This window comes from Synechococcus sp. MIT S9507, from assembly GCF_047304715.1.
Classification (GTDB): domain Bacteria; phylum Cyanobacteriota; class Cyanobacteriia; order PCC-6307; family Cyanobiaceae; genus Synechococcus_C.
In genome coordinates, this window is sequence record NZ_CP138970.1 from 1004410 (window position 1) to 1022258 (window position 17849).

The 17849-nt window shown below is 60.3% G+C and carries 20 protein-coding genes and 1 tRNA gene; 14 read left to right on the top strand and 7 right to left on the bottom strand.

Annotation, left to right across the window (positions count from 1 at the left end; translation table 11 throughout):
* Position 1 precedes the first annotated feature (1 nt).
* From SIB83_RS05430 to SIB83_RS05445, 4 genes are all read left to right on the top strand, one after another.
* Complete coding sequence (locus tag SIB83_RS05430) at positions 2–154, top strand: hypothetical protein (RefSeq protein ID WP_413746986.1); 153 nt, start codon at positions 2–4, stop codon at positions 152–154.
* 66 nt (positions 155–220) lie between these two features.
* Positions 221–421 carry a hypothetical protein gene (locus tag SIB83_RS05435; protein WP_006042295.1) on the top strand — a complete coding sequence of 67 codons (201 nt, stop codon included), beginning with the start codon at positions 221–223 and terminating at the stop codon, positions 419–421.
* A gap of 225 nt (positions 422–646) precedes the next feature.
* On the top strand, positions 647–988 hold the full coding sequence (locus SIB83_RS05440; RefSeq protein WP_413746987.1) for a DUF565 domain-containing protein: 342 nt from the start codon (positions 647–649) through the stop codon (positions 986–988).
* 78 nt (positions 989–1066) lie between these two features.
* A complete protein-coding gene (locus SIB83_RS05445; protein WP_413746988.1) occupies positions 1067–2572 on the top strand; it encodes an NAD(P)/FAD-dependent oxidoreductase in 1506 nt (501 codons plus the stop codon).
* Here the strand turns inward: SIB83_RS05445 and SIB83_RS05450 are convergent.
* Entirely contained in the window at positions 2521–3561 is a 1041-nt protein-coding gene (locus tag SIB83_RS05450; RefSeq protein WP_413746989.1) for an aspartate carbamoyltransferase catalytic subunit, read from the bottom strand. The genes SIB83_RS05445 and SIB83_RS05450 overlap by 52 nt on opposite strands.
* 42 nt (positions 3562–3603) lie before the next feature.
* Positions 3604–4167 (bottom strand): DNA-3-methyladenine glycosylase, encoded by a 564-nt coding sequence (locus SIB83_RS05455; RefSeq protein WP_413745407.1) that lies wholly within the window; start codon positions 4165–4167, stop codon positions 3604–3606.
* Positions 4168–4429: 262 nt separating this feature from the next.
* Between SIB83_RS05455 and SIB83_RS05460 the strand changes: the two genes are divergently transcribed.
* Genes SIB83_RS05460 through gatC form a run of 4 tightly spaced genes read left to right on the top strand, consistent with a single transcriptional unit; the run spans position 4430 to position 6477 of the window.
* The gene (locus SIB83_RS05460; protein ID WP_413746990.1) at positions 4430–5206 is read left to right on the top strand and encodes a queuosine precursor transporter; all 777 of its coding nucleotides are present in this window, start codon (positions 4430–4432) and stop codon (positions 5204–5206) included.
* Between the two features lie 4 nt (positions 5207–5210).
* Positions 5211–5354, top strand: a complete 144-nt coding sequence (locus SIB83_RS05465; protein WP_186539427.1) for a hypothetical protein — start codon at positions 5211–5213, stop codon at positions 5352–5354.
* Between the two features lie 44 nt (positions 5355–5398).
* On the top strand, positions 5399–6187 hold the full coding sequence (locus tag SIB83_RS05470; protein WP_413404022.1) for a creatininase family protein: 789 nt from the start codon (positions 5399–5401) through the stop codon (positions 6185–6187).
* Positions 6184–6477 carry an Asp-tRNA(Asn)/Glu-tRNA(Gln) amidotransferase subunit GatC gene (gene gatC, locus SIB83_RS05475; RefSeq protein WP_413404024.1) on the top strand — a complete coding sequence of 98 codons (294 nt, stop codon included), beginning with the start codon at positions 6184–6186 and terminating at the stop codon, positions 6475–6477. The genes SIB83_RS05470 and gatC overlap by 4 nt, the downstream gene beginning before the upstream one ends.
* Here the strand turns inward: gatC and crtR are convergent, their stop codons facing one another.
* Positions 6478–7503, bottom strand: coding sequence for a beta-carotene hydroxylase (gene crtR, locus SIB83_RS05480; protein WP_413746991.1), 1026 nt, complete (start codon positions 7501–7503; stop codon positions 6478–6480).
* Positions 7504–7557: 54 nt separating this feature from the next.
* A tRNA-Leu gene (locus SIB83_RS05485) sits at positions 7558–7639 on the bottom strand.
* A 54-nt stretch (positions 7640–7693) separates the two neighbouring features.
* Between SIB83_RS05485 and SIB83_RS05490 the strand changes: the two genes are divergently transcribed.
* Both SIB83_RS05490 and ileS read left to right on the top strand, forming a co-directional pair.
* Positions 7694–8230, top strand: a complete 537-nt coding sequence (locus tag SIB83_RS05490) for a Ycf66 family protein (protein ID WP_413746992.1) — start codon at positions 7694–7696, stop codon at positions 8228–8230.
* A gap of 22 nt (positions 8231–8252) precedes the next feature.
* Positions 8253–11177, top strand: a complete 2925-nt coding sequence (gene ileS, locus SIB83_RS05495; protein WP_413746993.1) for an isoleucine--tRNA ligase — start codon at positions 8253–8255, stop codon at positions 11175–11177.
* Here the strand turns inward: ileS and SIB83_RS05500 are convergent.
* Both SIB83_RS05500 and SIB83_RS05505 read right to left on the bottom strand, forming a co-directional pair.
* Entirely contained in the window at positions 11165–11455 is a 291-nt protein-coding gene (locus SIB83_RS05500) for a hypothetical protein (RefSeq protein ID WP_413746994.1), read from the bottom strand. The genes ileS and SIB83_RS05500 overlap by 13 nt on opposite strands.
* Positions 11456–11457: 2 nt before the next feature.
* A complete protein-coding gene (locus SIB83_RS05505) occupies positions 11458–12069 on the bottom strand; it encodes a DUF3177 family protein (protein ID WP_413746995.1) in 612 nt (203 codons plus the stop codon).
* Positions 12070–12139: 70 nt separating this feature from the next.
* On the opposite strand from SIB83_RS05505, the gene SIB83_RS05510 reads away from it, so the two are divergent.
* From SIB83_RS05510 to SIB83_RS05525, 4 genes are read left to right on the top strand one after another with little or no spacing between them, the layout of a single operon-like run.
* On the top strand, positions 12140–13444 hold the full coding sequence (locus SIB83_RS05510) for an FIST N-terminal domain-containing protein (RefSeq protein ID WP_413404035.1): 1305 nt from the start codon (positions 12140–12142) through the stop codon (positions 13442–13444).
* A complete protein-coding gene (gene trmB / locus SIB83_RS05515; protein WP_413404037.1) occupies positions 13444–14151 on the top strand; it encodes a tRNA (guanosine(46)-N7)-methyltransferase TrmB in 708 nt (235 codons plus the stop codon). Before SIB83_RS05510 ends, trmB begins: the two co-directional genes overlap by 1 nt.
* On the top strand, positions 14151–15443 hold the full coding sequence (locus tag SIB83_RS05520) for an IctB family putative bicarbonate transporter (RefSeq protein ID WP_413746996.1): 1293 nt from the start codon (positions 14151–14153) through the stop codon (positions 15441–15443). Before trmB ends, SIB83_RS05520 begins: the two co-directional genes overlap by 1 nt.
* The gene (locus SIB83_RS05525) at positions 15398–16423 is read left to right on the top strand and encodes a BadF/BadG/BcrA/BcrD ATPase family protein (protein WP_413404040.1); all 1026 of its coding nucleotides are present in this window, start codon (positions 15398–15400) and stop codon (positions 16421–16423) included. The genes SIB83_RS05520 and SIB83_RS05525 overlap by 46 nt, the downstream gene beginning before the upstream one ends.
* On the opposite strand, the gene glmM is transcribed toward SIB83_RS05525, so the two are convergent.
* The gene (glmM, locus tag SIB83_RS05530) at positions 16410–17798 is read right to left on the bottom strand and encodes a phosphoglucosamine mutase (protein ID WP_413746997.1); all 1389 of its coding nucleotides are present in this window, start codon (positions 17796–17798) and stop codon (positions 16410–16412) included. The two genes, SIB83_RS05525 and glmM, sit on opposite strands and share 14 nt — an antisense overlap.
* Positions 17799–17849 lie beyond the last annotated feature (51 nt).

The following is a 17849-nucleotide window of genomic DNA, read 5'->3' on the forward strand; positions in this document are numbered from 1 at the left end:
CATGATGAGGTTCTCGCTTGGCTATCGGCGCGCAAGCAGGCTTTCGCTGCTCATCGCGCTCAGCATCACGGCCTGCCTGTCAGTGCTCGTGAGACCTTCAGCTCTTTTGACCTACGGCCTGATTCTTCTGGCCAGTGGCCTTTCCCGCCGCTGATTAACGCAGTTCGAAGCGTTTCATTCAGGCCATGAGGTAAAAGAGAGGCTGAGAAAGCCATGGTTGATGTCTCAGTCGAAACGGGAACAGGTGGTGAGCCATCTGCGCTACATCCGCCAGGAACTGCGGGAAATGCATCAAGGCGTCATGGAAGACGGTCTGCTTCCGGAAGCCGGTGAAGTGCGCGGCGTGATGGCACAAATGGAAGCTCTACTTGAACTTCTCGAAGGCAAAAGCTCTCGCAAAGCAAAGGCGGAATCAGACTGATTCTGAAACCTTGCACTTGCCAAGCGGCACTGTTCAGGCTTTCTTACGGATGTAAGCAATCCTGAATCGAACACTTTCAGGCTTTTTGCATCAAAAGCCTCAACATGTAGCGGTTGATAGAGGCAATCACCCCACAAATGGTGTATACATTGTCTGGCAGGTTTCGGGCCGGGTGATGGGGATCATCGGTTGGTTTCCCTGCCTCTCTTTGGAGAGTTTGTAACGGTGACAGCGCGTCTACAAACGACCCGTCTGCAGAGAACGTTCGGTGAAGCCGCAAACAGGCTGGACCTGTGGGCAACCAATCCATGGAGACGTGCATCACTTCTGCTGATCGCTCTTACAGGGAGTTTCATGATCGGAAACGGCGTTGCGGCTGTTTCCGGTGCTCTCAACCTGATGGATCCCGTGGCGGCGATGCTCAGCGTGGGGCTGATCGAAGTGATGGTTCGGATGAGAAGGCACTGGGCCAATGATCGAGGACGTCACCTGGGCCGACAGTTGCTCGACATGGCTCGGATTGGGCTGCTTTATGGGTTGTTGCTCGAGGGATTCAAATTGCTCTGACCAGCATCGCGTTGTTCAAACCGCGGACAAAACCTTTCAGCATTCATACGCTGATTCCAGAGCGTCAACCTTGTATCCATGGCTGGAGAGCATTACTTCCTCGAGCTGGATCCACCCGAAGAGCGGCTGCGTGACGCTCCCCATGTCGTGATTGTGGGAGGCGGATTCGCGGGTGTTCGTGCCTGCAAGGCGCTGGCCAGGGCGGATGTGCGCATCACCCTGATCGACAAGCGCAACTTCAATCTGTTCCAGCCACTGCTCTATCAGGTTGCAACAGGTCTTGTTTCCAGTGGTGATGTGGCGACTCCACTGAGACAGCTGGTTGGACGCCAGAGCAATGTGCAGGTGCTGCTTGGGGAAGTGACGGAGATCAAGCCGGCAGACAAGCAGATCATTTTCAGCGGCAAGGCTTACGGATATGACCATCTTGTGCTGGCCACAGGATCCGGCAGCACCTTCTTCGGCCATGAAGAGTGGCGGACCTTTGCGCCACCGATGAAAATCCTGGAGCACGCCGAGGAGATTCGGCGACGTCTGCTGATGGCCATGGAGCAGGCTGAGCAGACCCCTGACCCTGAGGCACGTCGCTTCCTGCAGACCGTGGTGATTGTTGGAGGCGGTCCCTCAGGCTGCGAAATGGCCGGAGCCGCCTCAGAACTGATGCGCAATGCCATGCGCAAGGAATTCCGCCAGCTGAATCTGGAAGACACGAAGATCATTCTGGTCGACCCCGGCGACCGCGTGCTCAGAGCGATGCCTGAAGAACTGTCGGAGGCAGCTCAGAAATCCCTGTCGGCTCTTGGAGTGGAGTTCCTGTTCAAGGGGCGTGTGCAGAGCATGCAACCTGGCGAAGTAATTGTTGGCACCCCAGATGGTGAACGCTTACTGCAAGCCGCGACTGTGATCTGGACTGCCGGGGTGCGGCCCTCTCATCTGGGGCGCAAACTCGCCAATGCCGTCGGCTGCGAAACGGACCGAGCCGGTCGGGTTGTTGTGGAGCCTGACTTCTCGATGAAGGGGCACCCCGAGATCCGGGTGGTTGGTGACCTCTGCTGCTACAAGCACACCCGCGATGGCAACCAGCTGCCTGGCATGGCGGGACCTGCCACTCAGGCCGGGGGGTTCGTGGGCAAGGACATCGCCGCAATCGTCTCAGGCGGGTCGCGTCCGAATTTCAGCTGGTTCGATTTCGGCAGCATGGCGGTGCTGGATCGCGTCGACGCCGTCGCGGACCTGCGTGGATTCAAGTTCAAGGGGGGCCCTGGCTGGCTGCTCTGGGCTGCTGCCCACCTCGCCTTCATGCCCAATGAGGAGAACCGCTTCTCGCTGCTGCTGAAGTGGATCTTTGCGGTGGTGTCACAGGCCAGAGCCTCGATGTTGCTGACGGGCATGCCAAGTCAGCACATGGGCCTGGATTCACCAGATGCAGCATTTCCTATGGCTCCCGGATTAGGCCCATCCATTTCAGCGCCTGGGGCCGCTCTGCGGGCAGCGATGGACTACTACTCCAACCAGGTTTCCGGTCTTGCACCTCAACCCAGGGCAGGTGAGTCCACAGAGGATTCAGCCGCTGCCATCAAATAAAGCAGGGCCATCCTGATCGGGATGCCATTGCTCACCTGACTCTCCACCAGGTTGGCACTCAGGTCGTCGAGCAGTTCTCCACTCATTTCAATCCCCCGGTTCACCGGACCGGGGTGCAGCACGGGAATCGAGGCTCCACACCGAGACAGGCGCTCATGGCTGAGCCCGTAATCACGGTGGTAGCGGTCCAGCGCGCTGAGCAGGTGCTGACGCATGCGTTCCTTCTGAAGACGAAGGGTCATGACAGCATCTGCTCCCTTGAGCGCAGCATCAAGATCACGGCTGATGATCAGAGAACCGCGCTGAGCCACAGGATCCATGGTCTGGCCGGGAGGGGGCTCTGCCAGAAAGTCGGCGAAAGCATCCGGAACCAGCGTGGGCGGACCACACAGCACAACATCTGCGCCGCAGGCCGTCAGGGCCCAGAGATTGGAGCGGGCCACACGTGAGTGCAGGATGTCACCCACGATCACGATACGCCGGCCCTGCAAAGCCTCCGGCCGAGGATGAGCGGAATCGAAGTGATGGGCCAGGGTGTAGAGATCGAGCAGTCCCTGGCTGGGATGGCTGTGCAGGCCATCACCGGCGTTGAGGATCACCGTGCGATCACCGGTGTGCTCCAGTGCTTCCGCCAGCTGCCTCGGCACACCGGTACAGCGGTGACGCACCACCAGCATGTCGGCTCCCATGGCCACGTAAGTGCGGGCTGTATCCAACAGCGACTCCCCCTTGCTGAGCGAACTGCTGGAGGGCGAAAAACTGGAGACGTCTGCCGAGAGACGCTTGGCAGCCAGCTCAAAACTGCTGCGCGTACGTGTGCTGGGCTCGAAAAACAGGGTGGCCACCAAGCGGCCCTGCAATGCCGGCAGACGGCGGGCTCCTGTGGCCGGCATCGACCGGAACCGATGGGCCAACTCAAGAACAGTCGCGAAGTCTTCCCTGGAAAAGGCCGCGAGATCAAGGATGTGTCGGTGTATCCAGGTGCTCAACTGAACGTCAGCTCACCTGGCTGGATCGTAGATCCGCAGTGTTCAGCTGCACAGCGAACCGACGCAGAAAGCTTCTGCGAGCTTCGGGGAACGATCACCTCGGGCCCGTTTACTTACGCCGCGACTGTTCTGTAGGTACCAGCGCAGGGGAAGCTCCTGGCCCTGATTGATCCCGATCCGGGTGGTGGTGACCAGGACAGGATGGCTCAGCTCGACCGGACGTGAGGCCAGCCAGAGGTCACCATCACCGCAGACCGAGAGACCATCACAACGGCGATCGATCCCAAACCGGCGGGCCAGCAGACCTGGCCCTGCCGCGATCCGTTCAGGCTCATCAGGCAATGCCACAGCACGCAACAACACGCCGTTCGCCCAGTCAGCACGGTCGGTCACCACATTGACGCAGTGGTGGATGCCATAGCTCACATACACATAAAACCGAGCAGGTTCTCCAAACAGGGTTTCGTTTTGAGGTGAGCGGCGCCGGTAGCCGTGGCAGGCAGGTTCATCCTGCGAATACGCCTCGGTTTCCACAATCACGCCCCAGAGCAGACGTCCATCGCCCTCTCGTTTCACCAGGCGGCAGCCAACCAACTCAGGTCCCACCGCCTCCGCAGGACGGCAGAAAAAGGGTTCAGTAAGAGCGGGGAAATCTGAAGTGATGGGTTGAGTGACGATGAGTGTTGCTTGTGCGAGAGCGTCAGAGCCCTAGCTGCAGCGTCGTGATGGAAACTCAGGGGCTCATGCAGGTCTCTTTAACTCAGAATCTCTCAGCGACAGGCAACTTGACGGCTCCGTTCCGAAGCGTCCGGGCAACAACAAGCGTGCACGGAACCTGGCAGCCTGAAAGCACTGGTCACTGTCAGGGATGAATCCAGCGCTTCAGCAACGGCGAGAGTTCTGCTTTCTGGTGCTCGCCGGGCTGTTTCTGGGGACGCTGGGCATGCTGAACATTCTTGGCCTGACCCGTTTCCTCGAACTGGGGCACATCGGCTCCTGGCCAGTGGTGGTGGCTGTAGGTGCCCTGCCTTACCCGATCACCTTTCTCTGCACGGATCTGATCAGTGAGCTCTGGGGAGAGAAGCGTGCCGCGCAGGTGGTTTGGGTTGGCCTGCTGCTGAACGGCTGGGTCGTGCTGATCCTCTGGCTTGGAGGAGTGCTGCCCGGAGTGGAGGGAGCGCCTGATGCCACCTTTTTCGAAATCCAACGACTGGCCTTCGGATCAGTGATCGCCTCCATGGCTGCCTATCTGACGGCTCAGTTCGTGGATGTGCGCATGTTCCATTTCTGGAAAAGAGTGAGCAACGGCAAGGCCCTGTGGCTGCGCAACAACGGCTCCACGCTGGTGAGCCAGCTGGTGGACACGAGCGCTGTTGTGCTGATCAGCCATTTCGCCTCAGGCGTTCTGCCCGTGCGGCCCGGTGAGCCGGTGGCGCCGCAACTGATCTCCTTCATCGCCAGCGGTTATCTGTTCAAGTCAGCCGCTGCACTGGCGGACACCCTGCCGTTCATCTGGATCACAGGTCGACTGAGGCAGTGGCTTGAGATTCCCTGCAGCGGCAGTGAGATCGGAGGCGATGACGATCCCTGCATGCAAGTGATGACAAGCACCAATCCGCTGCCAGGCTTGGAGAAACTGATCTGACGCGATGGATGCTGCACTTTCCGGCTTCAACCTGGGCACCGTCCTTTTGTTCAGCAGCGGTTTGTTTGTGACCGCCACCCTGTTCTTCGGAACGCAGGGCGGTTACTACAACACCGATCAATACGACGGCAACGGCACAGCTCACTGAAGCCAGCTCTCACGATCGCTCATCACGCCAACGCCACGCTCGGCATGCCTTCCATCCTCCCCGGCCCTGCCGCCAGCAAAGATGCCATTCGCCTCGCTCTGCAGAGCTGGCCTGATGTTGATCAGTATCTGCAGAACTGCAAGGGAATCATTGTTCCCCTGGGGTCCACTGAGCAACATGGCCCCACAGGAGCCATCGGCACCGATGCACTCACCGCCGAAGCAGTCGCGCTCGAGCTGGGCCGCCTGAGCGGGGTTCTCGTCGCGCCCGTGCAGGCCTTCGGCATGGCCGAACATCATCTGGGGTTTGCCGGCACCATCAGCCTGCAGCCCGCAACATTGCTGGCGGTGATGCATGACCTTGTGATCTCACTCGCCACCCATGGCTTCGAACGGATCCTTGTGGTCAACGGGCACGGCGGTAATATCGCCACAACCAAGGCCGCCTTCGCCCAGGCCTACGGCAGCGCCGCAAGCCGCGGCCTGGAGGTTGCTCCGCGTTTACGCTGCAGGCTGGCGAACTGGTTCATGGCCGGTCCGGTGATGCGGCGTGCCCGAGAGCTTTATGGCAACCGCGAAGGACAACACGCCACTCCCAGTGAGATTGCCGTCACCCTTCACCTCCATGACAGCCTGATCAGCAAGCAGAGATCGCTCCCGGAGGCAGCCCCCTGCGGTTCGATTCATGGGCCAGCGGACTTTCGCCGCCGTTACCCGGACGGACGCATGGGATCAGACCCCTTTCTGGCCAGACCCGAACATGGCCAGGAGCTGTTGAACACAGCAGCGATGGCGTTGCGCGAGGATCTTGAACAGTTTCTCGCTGCTGCATGAGCAAGATCACAGCCGACGACGTACGCAAGGTGGCCCATCTGGCCCGCCTCGATCTGGCCGAAGAGAAAATCGCGACCTACACAGGTCAGCTTGAGCGAATTCTTGATTATGTGGATCAGCTCCAGGGTGTGAACACCGAAGGCATCCCTCCAACAACCCGAGCCGTGGAAGTGGTCAACGCCACCAGAGAAGACAAGGTCGAACCAACTCAGGTGCGTGAGGAACTTCTTGAGCAAGCACCCCTAAGAGAGGGAGATTTTTTCCGCGTTCCAAAAATTCTGGCGGAGTGATCAGCGAGAAGAACGTCTCTGCTCGGTTTTAATTGCAATCTGGTTCACAAATCCAAGCCAGGGACGCTGTAAACGTCTCAAAGGCATGAATCTGGCCACACGACGCATCTTGCCCCTGCGCCGTTTGTGGCTGCGCACTCCAACAAGAATGTCGTAGAGAAAGTTATATCCGTCGCGCCGTGTTTCAAAGATTCCCAGGCGCTGAGGTGAACCCTTTGAGTCGAGCAAAGACTTTGTTGCCTCGTAAGCGGGTTTGTAATCAAACCAGGGAATTGATGGCCAGAGATGATGAATTAGATGGTAGTTCTGACCCATGATCAACCAATTCATCAGCCGGCCTGGATAGATCCTGGAATTCTTCCAGCGATTGCGCGAGGTGAAAGGTCGGTGAGGGAGGTAATCAAAAAAGAGTCCCAAGGTCACACCCACCATCAGGGCTGGAGCGAACCAACAGTTGAAGATGAAAGGGAGAAATTGAAACTTGGCCGCAGCAAGCACAATCACCAGAAACACACTGCGTTCAAGACCCCACTGCACCAATTCCCAGCGTTTCCACAACCGGCGCTGAAAGAAAAACCACTCGTGATAAAAAAATCTGGGAGCGATCAACCAAAGCGGCCCGAAGGTGCTCACGATGTGATCTGGATCGTTGTGGGGATCATTCACATGGGCGTGATGCTCAAGATGAACCCTTGTGAAAACAGGAAAGCTGAACCCGAGCAACAGAGCTGAACCATGCCCCATGGCCTGATTGATCCAGGGAACGGGATGCGCCGATTTGTGACAGGCGTCATGAATGACCGTGCCTTCCAGATGCAGAGCCAGAAAACCTGTGGTCAACAGGACAGGCAAGGGCCATCCCGCTGCAAACCAGCCCCAGACGGTCAGTGCAGCCAGCACGTAACCACCAATAAACAACACCACTGTGAGGTTCAACGCTGCCGGTGGTGCCAGGAATTCCCTCGGCACAGAGCGCAAGCGAGTCTCAGAGCCTTGCGTTGCAGGTTGTACGAGGGCCTGGGTCATCAGCGAGGAGTGATTGGCTGATTGCAGTAAGTGAAACCAAATTAGGAAAACGGATGCCCACCGGGGGACTTGAACCCCCACGACCGAAGCCACTGGTACCTAAAACCAGCGCGTCTACCAATTCCGCCAGATGGGCAGGTTGCAACTTTAGGCAGAGAACCAGAATGCACTCAGACATGCGGGCACCTTGATGCTGGCCACAATCGCTGGAGACCTTTGTCTGCTGTTGGGTCTGGCAGTGGTGCTTCTGCCATTGGTCGCCACTGAACTGAGCAGGCCCAAAGATGGGATCTGGGGAGGCATCGTGCTTCTGCTTGGCCTGGTTCTGGTAACCAGCAGTGACCGTCTGCGCGGTGCACCGATGCTCGCCGTCATCTGCAGCGCTTTGCTGATCAGCCGACTCGGCACGGAAGTGGCCCAAGCACGCTGGCAGCGTCTCAGCCAGGAGGAGCAACAGCGCCTGCGCTCAAAGGAACGTTGGGCGACAAGCGTGCAACAACTCGGGACGTCTGTCACCGCCCTGCTGGGCAATCTCCAAGCTGCTTTTGGCAGCCTGAAACCGCTCGCTCCGGCTGCCAACCGTGAAGAGGGCAGCAGCCGCAGTGGCAAACGCTGGGTTCGGCCAGAGGACTCCGATCAGCAAGGGGTGCCGGAGAACACTGTTTCAAACGCCCTGGAACAGCCGAAAGAGTCAAACCCACCCAAGTCGGCCAGCGAGGACGGATAATTCCGTCTGCAGCTGCCCAACCGTGAGCAAGGAGACGCGCGACGCTAACGCCGAAGGACGTCCCTCCTACAAGGACACGCTCAACCTGCTGCAGACCAGCTTCGGCATGCGCGCCAATGCGGTGAAGCGGGAACCGGAGCTGCAGTCCTTCTGGGCCGGGCAGGGCATCGACCTGAAGCTCGGCCTCAACAACCCAGGGCCGGTCTTCACGCTGCACGACGGGCCTCCCTACGCCAATGGCCCCCTGCACATGGGCCACGCCTTGAACAAGGTTCTCAAGGATGTGATCAACAAATATCAGATTCTTCGAGGGCGCAAGGTTCGCTACATCCCAGGCTGGGACTGCCATGGCCTGCCGATCGAACTGAAGGTGCTGCAGTCGATGGATCAGGAGCAGCGCCAGAGCCTCACTCCGATCAAACTGCGCAAGAAGGCTGCCGCCTACGCCCGCAAGCAGGTGGACAGCCAGATGAAAGGATTTCAACGCTGGGGGATCTGGGCCGACTGGCAAGAGCCCTACCTCACCCTTCAGAAGGACTATGAAGCCGCCCAGATCAGGGTCTTCGGCGACATGGTTCTGAAAGGCCACATCTACAGGGGCCTGAAACCGGTGCACTGGAGTCCCAGCTCACGCACAGCACTGGCGGAGGCTGAACTCGAATACCCCGACGGGCATACCAGCCCCAGCGTTTACGTCGCCTTTCCGGCAGTTGAACTGCCGGAGCCGCTGCGCGACACCCTGACAACGGCGGGCATCACCTTGCCCAGTGAGGCCGATGCGCTCGGGCAGGCACTTCAGGTGGCGATCTGGACCACAACCCCATGGACGCTCCCGGCCAACCTGGCGGTTTCGGTCAACGAGCGGCTGGACTATGCCCTGGCAGACGATGGCCAGGGGCGACTGCTAGTTGTTGCCGCAGACCTGATCGACTCCCTTGCTGCAACCCTCGAGTTGCCACTCGCGCGCAAGGCAACGATCAAAGGGGCACTGCTCGCTGGCCTGACGTATCGCCATCCTCTGCTGGACCGCACGAGTCCCTTGGTGATAGGCGGCGACTACATCACCACGGAATCAGGCACTGGTCTGGTGCATACCGCTCCTGGCCATGGTGTCGATGACTTCCACACCGGCCAGAAAAACGGGCTGCCTGTTCTCTGTCCTGTCGACGAAGCAGGCACCCTCACCGAAGAAGCGGGAGCCTTCGCCGGCCTCAACGTGCTGAAGGATGCCAACCCCGCAATCATCGACGCGCTTGAGACGGCGGGAGCACTGCTCAAGCAGGAGGACTATGGACACCGCTACCCCTACGACTGGCGCACGAAAAAGCCCACGATCTTCCGTGCCACTGAACAATGGTTCGCCTCCGTCGACGGCTTCCGGCAGCAGGCTCTCGATGCCATTGATCAGGTCGAGTGGACACCCGCTTCAGGGCGGAATCGCATCGAAGCGATGGTCAAGGAACGTGGCGACTGGTGTATCTCACGTCAGCGCACATGGGGTGTGCCGATCCCCGTTTTCTACAACCGCAGTGGAGGCGAAGTGCTGCTCAACGCCGACACAGTGGCTCACATCGAAGCGCTCATCGGCGAACACGGTGCCGATGTGTGGTGGGAAAAAGACGAAGCTGATCTGCTGCCACCCAGCTATGCCGGTCAGGCTGAGCAATGGCGCAAGGGCACCGACACCATGGACGTGTGGTTCGACTCCGGCTCCAGCTGGGCAGCGGTGTCCAACCAGAAAGAAACCCTTCACTACCCGGCGGATCTGTACCTGGAGGGCTCCGATCAACATCGCGGCTGGTTCCAGAGCTCACTGCTCACCTCGGTGGCGGTCAATGGTCATGCGCCCTACCAGCGAGTGCTCACCCACGGTTTCGCCCTGGATGAGAAGGGCCGCAAAATGAGTAAATCGCTCGGCAACGTTGTCGACCCGATGGTGATTATCGAAGGCGGCAAGAATCAGAAACAGGAACCTGCCTACGGCGCTGATGTGCTGCGTCTGTGGGTGAGCTCTGTTGACTACTCCGCTGATGTGCCGATCGGTGCAGGGATCCTGCGACAGCTGGCCGATGTTTACCGCAAGGTGCGCAACACCAGCCGCTACCTGCTGGGCAACCTCCACGACTTCAACCCGGCCGCCGACACCGTTCCCGTGGCGGAACTGCCGTTGCTGGATCGCTGGATGCTGCAGCGCACCGCTGAAGTGATGGATGAGATCTCGGAGGCCTTCGAAAACTATGAATTCTTCCGCTTCTTTCAGTTGCTGCAGAACTTCTGCGTGACCGACCTGTCGAACTTCTATCTCGACATCGCCAAGGACAGGCTTTACGTGAGCGCACCATCTGACCGACGGCGACGTAGCTGCCAGACCGTGATGTCTCTGATCATCGAACGGCTGGCCGGGCTGATCGCTCCTGTGCTGTGCCATATGGCCGAGGACATCTGGCAGAACCTGCCCTACGAGGTGGAGGAGATCTCGATTTTCCATCGTGGCTGGCCAACAGTTCCACCTGACTGGCGCGATCCCAGCCTCAGTGAACCGATTCAGCGGTTGCGCGAACTTCGTGCCGCGGTGAACAGAGTCCTGGAGGACTGCCGCAGCCGGCAGGAACTCGGGGCATCGCTGGAGGCAGCAGTCAGAATCGAAACTCGCAACCAGGAGCTTGAGTCAGCACTGAACTGGCTGAATGAGAGCGGCGACACTGAAACGGATGGTCTGCGCGACTGGCTCCTGGTGTCACAACTGCAATTAGGAGGCGAGCCCTGGGCTGAACTTCTGGCGAACCAGACAAACGACTCAGCGATCATCGAGGTGAGCAGAGCACGTGGGATCAAATGTGAACGCTGCTGGCATTACGAGGGCGATGTCGGTCAGCACAGCCAGCATCCGACATTGTGCGGGCGCTGCTGCGGTGTTCTGAATCGTCGGGATCATCAGCTGATCTGAGCCAGCAAATCTTGCGGATTCAGGGGGCCGGCAAGACGTGTTTCACCTGCGGGGTTGAGGGGTCCCTGAAGCAGTTCCCCCCATTCCAGACAGGTGCCCTCTGGAAGCACAGAGGCATCTGGATCAAAGGCTGTTGGGTGAGTCGTGCTGCTGCTGAAGCCGCGAAAGATCAAAAGTTCAAACGGCTCATCCCCCACGGATCCATGCAGCCTGACCACCCGATCAGGCCTCAAGCGCGTGCGCTCCTCCAGCTCCTGAACCAGGGCAACGCTCTCCATGCTCAGAAGTCCCCAGCGACTCTTCCCTGCTTGGGAAGACGCACCAGAGCCCACTGCAGCAGACCAACGCCGTAGGCCACGAGCGCCACATAACCGATGAAGGCAGCCACGGCCATCGTCCACTCACCACCGAACACAAAATCAAAAACGCTCTCGGCGACACGATGCAGTCCCTGGGGCGCCTCCAGCCAAACCCGACAGGCGTCTGTGTCGAGCTGACGGGTGCAGCCCAGTGCCGAGCCTGACATCACGGCGGCGAACAGGGCGAAGAGTGTGAGAGACCATCGCCACACCCGCACCGTGAACGGCAGCGCACGACCAGGAGGACTGTCGGCCAGCTCCTCATTGAGATCAACCCAGAACCAGAGAGACGCAGCCATCAGAAGTGGCGCGAGAAATGCCGTCAGATAGCCGATCGGCCGTTGATCAGTGAGCAGAAGCACGCTGATGGCCAGCAGGCTTGCCACTTTCCAGTAGATCCCCAGCAATCTCACCAGGGCGGGATCGCGTCGAAACCCCGACCAGATCAGAAGCACAAGAGGAATACCGAGAGCAATCGTCGCCCCCAGGCGATAGGTCAGCCACACCAGGGTGCGTGTTGTGAAATCGGACACCGGCCAGGGACATCAGAGGGCCATTATCACGGTCATCCAGCAGGTCGACAGGATTGGTAAGGTCCAGACCATGGTTCGGTTCAATCCTGTCGACTGGTTCCGGAGCCGCGGGCTGCAGGCTCGATGCCGACATGCACTTTCCAGCAAGCCTTCTCTTGAAGATGCGGCACGGGAAGTCAGCAGTGCTCTGGGATCAAACCAAGCGGATCTTGCACTCGTGTTCATCTCGAGTCACTTCGCGAGCGATCTGACCCGCCTGCTGCCGCTGCTGCAAAAACGCCTCAACGCCCGACACTGGCTGGGTTGTCTTGGCGGTGGCGTCGTTGGCACCACGACCTCAGGCGAAGCCCATGAAGTGGAACGCACGCCAGCTCTCAGCATCAGTCTCCTCAACCTTCCAGGAGCTGAACTGAACAGCTTCAGTCTTGACAGCAGCCAGCTGCCCGATCTCGATGGTGCTGCCAAGAACTGGCAGGACTGGGTGGGAGTGAGTCCCTCCAGCAGCCGTTCAATGCTGTTGCTGCTCGATCCAGGCTGTAACGCCATCAACGATCTGGTGAGCGGACTGGATTACGCCTACCCCGGCATCGCCAAAGTCGGAGGTATCGCCTTGCCTCACAACGCCGATCATGGGTCCCTGCTTTGCGGAGATCAGGTTGTCGGAGGAGCGGTGGGACTCAGCATTGGTGGTACCTGGAGCCTGGATCCAGTTGTGGCCCAGGGGTGTCGACCGATCGGACCGGTGTTCGCCATCGAACAGGCTCAACGCAACGTTCTGCTCGAACTGAGTGACGGCGACCGACGCGCCAGCCCTGTGGCATGCCTGCAACGTGTCCTCGCCGATCTCAGCGCCGAAGACAGGGAGCTGGTGCAGCACTCACTGTTCCTCGGCGTTGAACGTGAAGAATTGATTGCCGACGCCATGCTCGCCGGGCTCAGTCATGGCGGCACCTCGGGCGATCGACCCGCAAGAGCTTTTCTGGTGCGCAATCTGATCGGGGTGGATCCACGCAACGGCGCAGTTGCCGTTGCCGATCGCGTTCGTGCCGGACAAAACGTGCAGTTCCAGTTGCGTGAAGCGCAGGCCTCTCGACTGGAAGCCCGTCAGCTGCTGCAGACCACCAGAGATCAGCGCGGGGACCAGGCACCCTTGATTGGATTGCTGTTCGCCTGTCTGGGTCGGGGCAAGGGCCTGTTCGGCAGCCCCGATGGCGATGTGAGCATCGCTCGCGATGTCTTTTCGCAACTTCCGGTTGCCGGCAGCTTCTGCAACGGCGAGATCGGACCACTCGGGGGCGCCACGCATCTCCATGGCTACACCGCCTGCTGGGGTCTTCTGCGCTGCGACCCTCCCGAAGGTGCAACGCGGTCCTGATGCGGCAGCACGTCAATCCCCTCAGCCGCTTTTTTCAGCTGCCTCTGCAACTGCCCGGACCTGAAGAGCTCTTTGACGATGCCGATCGTCCCATCCATTTGGATATCGGCTGCGCCAGGGGCGTCTGTCTGCTGGAGCTGTCAGCACTGAAACCAGACTGGAATCATCTGGGTGTGGAGATCAGGCGTCCGCTCGCACTGGCAGCCCAGCGTGACCGCGACAGACTTGAGCGTCACAATCTTCACTACCTCTTCTGCAATGCGAACATCAGCCTGGAGGGTTGGCTTGCAGAGCTGAAAACGGATCAGCTGCAGCTGGTGAGCATTCAGTTTCCGGATCCCTGGTTCAAGCGGCGGCACCGCAAACGCCGGGTGATGCAGCCCTCGCTTCTACTGGCCATCGCTGGGGCTCTCAGTTCCAGCCGCGAGTTGTTTCTGCAAAGCGATGTGCTGGAGGTCGTGGAACCGATGGTCACACTGGTCGAACTGAGCGGTTGCTTCGACCGACCCGCCGAAGATACCCGTCCCTGGAGAGCCGACAACCCCCTGCCGGTGCCAACGGAACGCGAGCGCTATGTGGAGGAGCAGGGTCTTCCCGCTTACCGGGTGCTGTACCGGCGCAACGAACAGCCACTGCCGGAGCTGGAAGAACTGGAGATCGCCTGGCGACGGGTCGATAATCCGGCTGATGTTCCTCTCGAACACTGATGGCTGAGGCTTCGGCCCCTTGGTTGCTGCGCTGGCAAGGCCTTCTTCCAGGATCAGCAGCACAGCAGAAGCGCCTGAGCGAGCTGGCAGGGATCGTTCTGATCCTGTTGATGGCTGGACTTCCGGTGCTCACGCGCGCCGGCCTGGGCCTGATCGTGCTGGCCTGTGGAGCCCTCTGGGTGCTCTGGTCACTCACCAGAACTCCCGCTCGCATCGGCGCAATCAGTGGCTGGCTGCTGCTGTTTCTGGCTGTGGCCTTACTGGCAACAGGTCTTTCACCGGTACCGAGCGCCGCCGCCAAAGGACTGCTCAAACTGATCAGTTACCTCGGGGTCTATGCCCTGATGCGCCAGCTACTGAGCGTCAGTCCCCATTGTTGGGACCGTCTTGTGGCGGCATTGCTGGGCGGATCTCTGCTGAGCAGCGTGCTGGCCTTGCGCCAGCTCTATGCCCCCACTGAAGAGCTGGCTCGCTGGGCCGATCCCAACTCGGTGGCGGAGGGCACCATCCGCATCTACGGACCATTGGGCAATCCCAATCTTCTGGCGGGTTACCTGGTGCCGATCCTGCCCATCGCCATGGTGGCGATGATTCGATGGCGTGGCCTGGGGTCCAGGCTTTATGCAGCCACAGCACTGGTTCTGGGCTGCGCTTCAACACTGTTCAGCTACAGCCGCGGAGGCTGGCTGGGAATGGTGGCCTCAGTCGGAGTGATGCTGCTGCTGCTGCTGCTTCGGTACATCCGCCACTGGCCGGCGTTCTGGCGTCGGATTCTGCCCCTGGCTTTGCTGGTCGTCACTGGCGTGGTGCTCGCCTTTGCCGCCACACAGGTTGAACCGATCCGCACCAGAGTCGCCAGCCTGCTGGCAGGTCGAGGCGACAGTTCCAACAATTTCCGGATCAACGTCTGGCTGGCAGCGATCGACATGATCCAGGACCGCCCTTGGCTCGGCATCGGCCCTGGGAATGCCGCCTTCAACAGCGTTTACCCGCTTTATCAGCAACCGAAATTCAATGCCCTCAGCGCCTATTCAGTACCGCTTGAACTGTTGGTGGAGACAGGCATCCCTGGCCTGCTCGCCTGCCTCGGCCTCGGGGTCGCCAGTCTTCGCAATGGCTGGCGAGCACTGACTGCAGAATCAGAACTTGCCCTCCCCTGCCTGGGCTGCCTGGCGGCCATCGCCGGACTGCTGACCCAGGGTGCAGCCGACACCATCTTCTTCCGCCCTGAAGTGCAGATCAGCGGATGGTTCTGCCTGGCCACTCTGAGCCAGATGCATCGGAACCCTTGAGCACACCAATCTCCATACTCGCCGGGTTTGATGCAGGACAGACCCTCTGCCGCTGCAGGTTAAGTGCCTGGGAGGACGGCCAGCTGCGTACGGTCGGCAACGGTTCAGGGCCTGGAGTCAGCCATTTGGATGCCGCTGACGGCGAAGAGCGATTTCGTTCCGCCATCCGCATCAGTTTCAACAGAGCACGACTCGACTGGTCACGGCGATTGGGTCGTGATCCCAGCGAGGCGGAACCGATCACTGCCGCTGCCATTGGCGCCAGCGGTATCGAGGCCGGCACGCCGCTTCAGGCCAGGGGCGGAGCGATGCTCGCTTCAGAACTGCAGCTGCCCCAATCGCGCTGTCTGGCAACCGGTGACGAACGCACCGCATTGCGTGGCGCATTCCCCGATCGGGCGGGCATCGTGCTGATCAGCGGCACCGGAATGATCGTGGTTGGCCGGGACGCGCATGGCAGCGAGCACCGTTGCGGGGGCTGGGGCTGGAGACTGGACGGCGCAGGGTCTGCCTTCGATATCGGCCACCAGGCGCTGCAACTGAGCGTGATGATGGCCGATGGCCGTGCTCCTGATGGCGCCCTGCGCCAGCGGCTCTGGGATGCTCTGAACTGCAGCAGCGCCGCCGATCTCAAAGCTCGCGTGGTCAGCCCGGGCCATGGGGTCGCCGATCAGGCGAAGCTGGCGCCCCTGGTTGACGACGCAGCGGCTCAGGGAGATGCAGCCGCTCTGGCAATTCTGCAGAGATCTGCCTCCGCGCTCGCTCAGGCCGCAGCAGCCACCGCCAACGCACTGGACCTGAATCAACCGTCACTTGGAGCGCGAGGGGGAGCACTGGAGCACCTGTCGGAGTTCCGGAAACTCGTCGACAAGACGGTGTTTGAACTGATGCCGGGAAGCAACTGGCAATCAGCATCGGGGGATGCCTGTGATGGTGCACTGGCCTGCGCCCTGGATCGTTCCTCGCTCAGGCCACATTGAGATGGCGATCGGCCGCCTCGGCCAAACGGCCGGTCCAGAGTTCCACCACATCTGATTCGGCCGCTTCCACCATCACCCGCAACAGAGGCTCGGTACCGCTTGCGCGAACCAGCACCCTGCCGTCGTTGGCCATCGAACGTTCTGCCTCGTCGACGAGATCCCGCAGAGGAGCACACTCGGCCCAACCCTTGCGACGCGCAAGGTCTGGCACCCGCACGTTCACCAGCTTCTGGGGGTAGGCCTGGAAGCTGCGATCCAGCCAGTCGGCGAGTGTCATCTGCTGGCCATGACAAAGGGTGGCGAGCTGAAGCGCCGTGAGAACTCCATCACCGACGAGTCCATGGGCGGAGGAAAGGATATGGCCCGACTGTTCACCGCCGAGGGCTGCACCACTGCTCACCATGGCCGCGTGAACATGCTGGTCACCCACAGGAGTCCGCTCCAGCTGTCCCCCTCTGGACTGCCAGGCCCGCTCGAATCCGAGATTTGACATCACCGTGGCCACCAGGCGCTGATCAGGCAGAGCGCCGCTGTCCTGAAGCACCGATCCCCAGAGATACAGAACATGATCACCATCAACAACCCGACCACGTCCATCAACGGCAAGCATCCGATCGGCATCGCCATCGAAGGCGAAGCCCATGGCCGCACCGCGTTCGATCACCGCCTCACGCAGCGGTCCCAGATGGGTGGAACCACAGCCCACATTGATGCGTTCACCGTCGGCGACGCCGTGGAGCACGGTGAGATCGGCCCCCAGTGAGCGGAAAACCTCTGCGCCACAGGCAGTTGCTGAGCCCCAGCAGAGATCGAGCACGATCGGCACGCCGTCCAGACGTTGATGCTGAACGCTGCTCAGCAGGCTCTCGCGATAGTGCTCTAGCAATTCAGAGCGGTGGCTTGCAGCACCACAGGAGCTCATCCCCCCGGCAGCATCAACCTCTCCACGTAAACCGGATTCGATGCGGCGTTGCAATTCGGAGCCCAGCTTGCTGCCGTCCGGCCCGAACACCTTGATGCCATTGTCTTCGGGCGGGTTGTGGCTTGCCGAAACCATCAGCCCGCCCGACGCCTGCAAGCGACGGATCAGACCCGGCACCGCCGGAGTTGGGCAGAGGCCAAGAGTCCAGACCTCACGACCTGCAGCCGTGAGTCCTGCAGTCAGAGCTGCCACAACCATCGAACCGCTGCAGCGGGAATCCATCCCGATCAACAACGGACCATCCGGCGGCAGAACGCGTCCACACCAGAAACCAACCTGCAAGGCCAGAGCAGGTGTGATCGCCGTACCGACACGACCACGCAGACCGTCTGTCCCGAAACTGGCCTCCGGGGACTGAAGTGAACCGAGCGGGTGGGCAGCGATCGAGGCCATGAGGTCTCATATGTGGACTGAACCTTAAGAGTCTTGAGACAACCAATCACT

Bases quoted from the DNA above. Each gene is read 5' to 3' on its own strand.
- SIB83_RS05525 (WP_413404040.1), top strand. From the start codon at position 15,398: ATGGTTCTGCCTGGCCACTCTGAGCCAGATGCATCGGAACCCTTGAGC.
- SIB83_RS05465 (WP_186539427.1), top strand. From the start codon at position 5,211: ATGGATGCTGCACTTTCCGGCTTCAACCTGGGCACCGTCCTTTTGTTC.
- SIB83_RS05490 (WP_413746992.1), top strand. From the start codon at position 7,694: ATGCTGGCCACAATCGCTGGAGACCTTTGTCTGCTGTTGGGTCTGGCA.
- SIB83_RS05430 (WP_413746986.1), top strand. From the start codon at position 2: ATGATGAGGTTCTCGCTTGGCTATCGGCGCGCAAGCAGGCTTTCGCTG.
- glmM (WP_413746997.1), bottom strand. From the start codon at position 17,798: ATGGCCTCGATCGCTGCCCACCCGCTCGGTTCACTTCAGTCCCCGGAG.
- SIB83_RS05500 (WP_413746994.1), bottom strand. From the start codon at position 11,455: ATGGAGAGCGTTGCCCTGGTTCAGGAGCTGGAGGAGCGCACGCGCTTG.
- crtR (WP_413746991.1), bottom strand. From the start codon at position 7,503: ATGACCCAGGCCCTCGTACAACCTGCAACGCAAGGCTCTGAGACTCGC.
- gatC (WP_413404024.1), top strand. From the start codon at position 6,184: ATGAGCAAGATCACAGCCGACGACGTACGCAAGGTGGCCCATCTGGCC.
- trmB (WP_413404037.1), top strand. From the start codon at position 13,444: ATGCGGCAGCACGTCAATCCCCTCAGCCGCTTTTTTCAGCTGCCTCTG.
- SIB83_RS05510 (WP_413404035.1), top strand. From the start codon at position 12,140: ATGGTTCGGTTCAATCCTGTCGACTGGTTCCGGAGCCGCGGGCTGCAG.
- SIB83_RS05470 (WP_413404022.1), top strand. From the start codon at position 5,399: ATGCCTTCCATCCTCCCCGGCCCTGCCGCCAGCAAAGATGCCATTCGC.
- SIB83_RS05520 (WP_413746996.1), top strand. From the start codon at position 14,151: ATGGCTGAGGCTTCGGCCCCTTGGTTGCTGCGCTGGCAAGGCCTTCTT.
- SIB83_RS05445 (WP_413746988.1), top strand. From the start codon at position 1,067: ATGGCTGGAGAGCATTACTTCCTCGAGCTGGATCCACCCGAAGAGCGG.
- SIB83_RS05435 (WP_006042295.1), top strand. From the start codon at position 221: ATGTCTCAGTCGAAACGGGAACAGGTGGTGAGCCATCTGCGCTACATC.
- SIB83_RS05460 (WP_413746990.1), top strand. From the start codon at position 4,430: ATGAATCCAGCGCTTCAGCAACGGCGAGAGTTCTGCTTTCTGGTGCTC.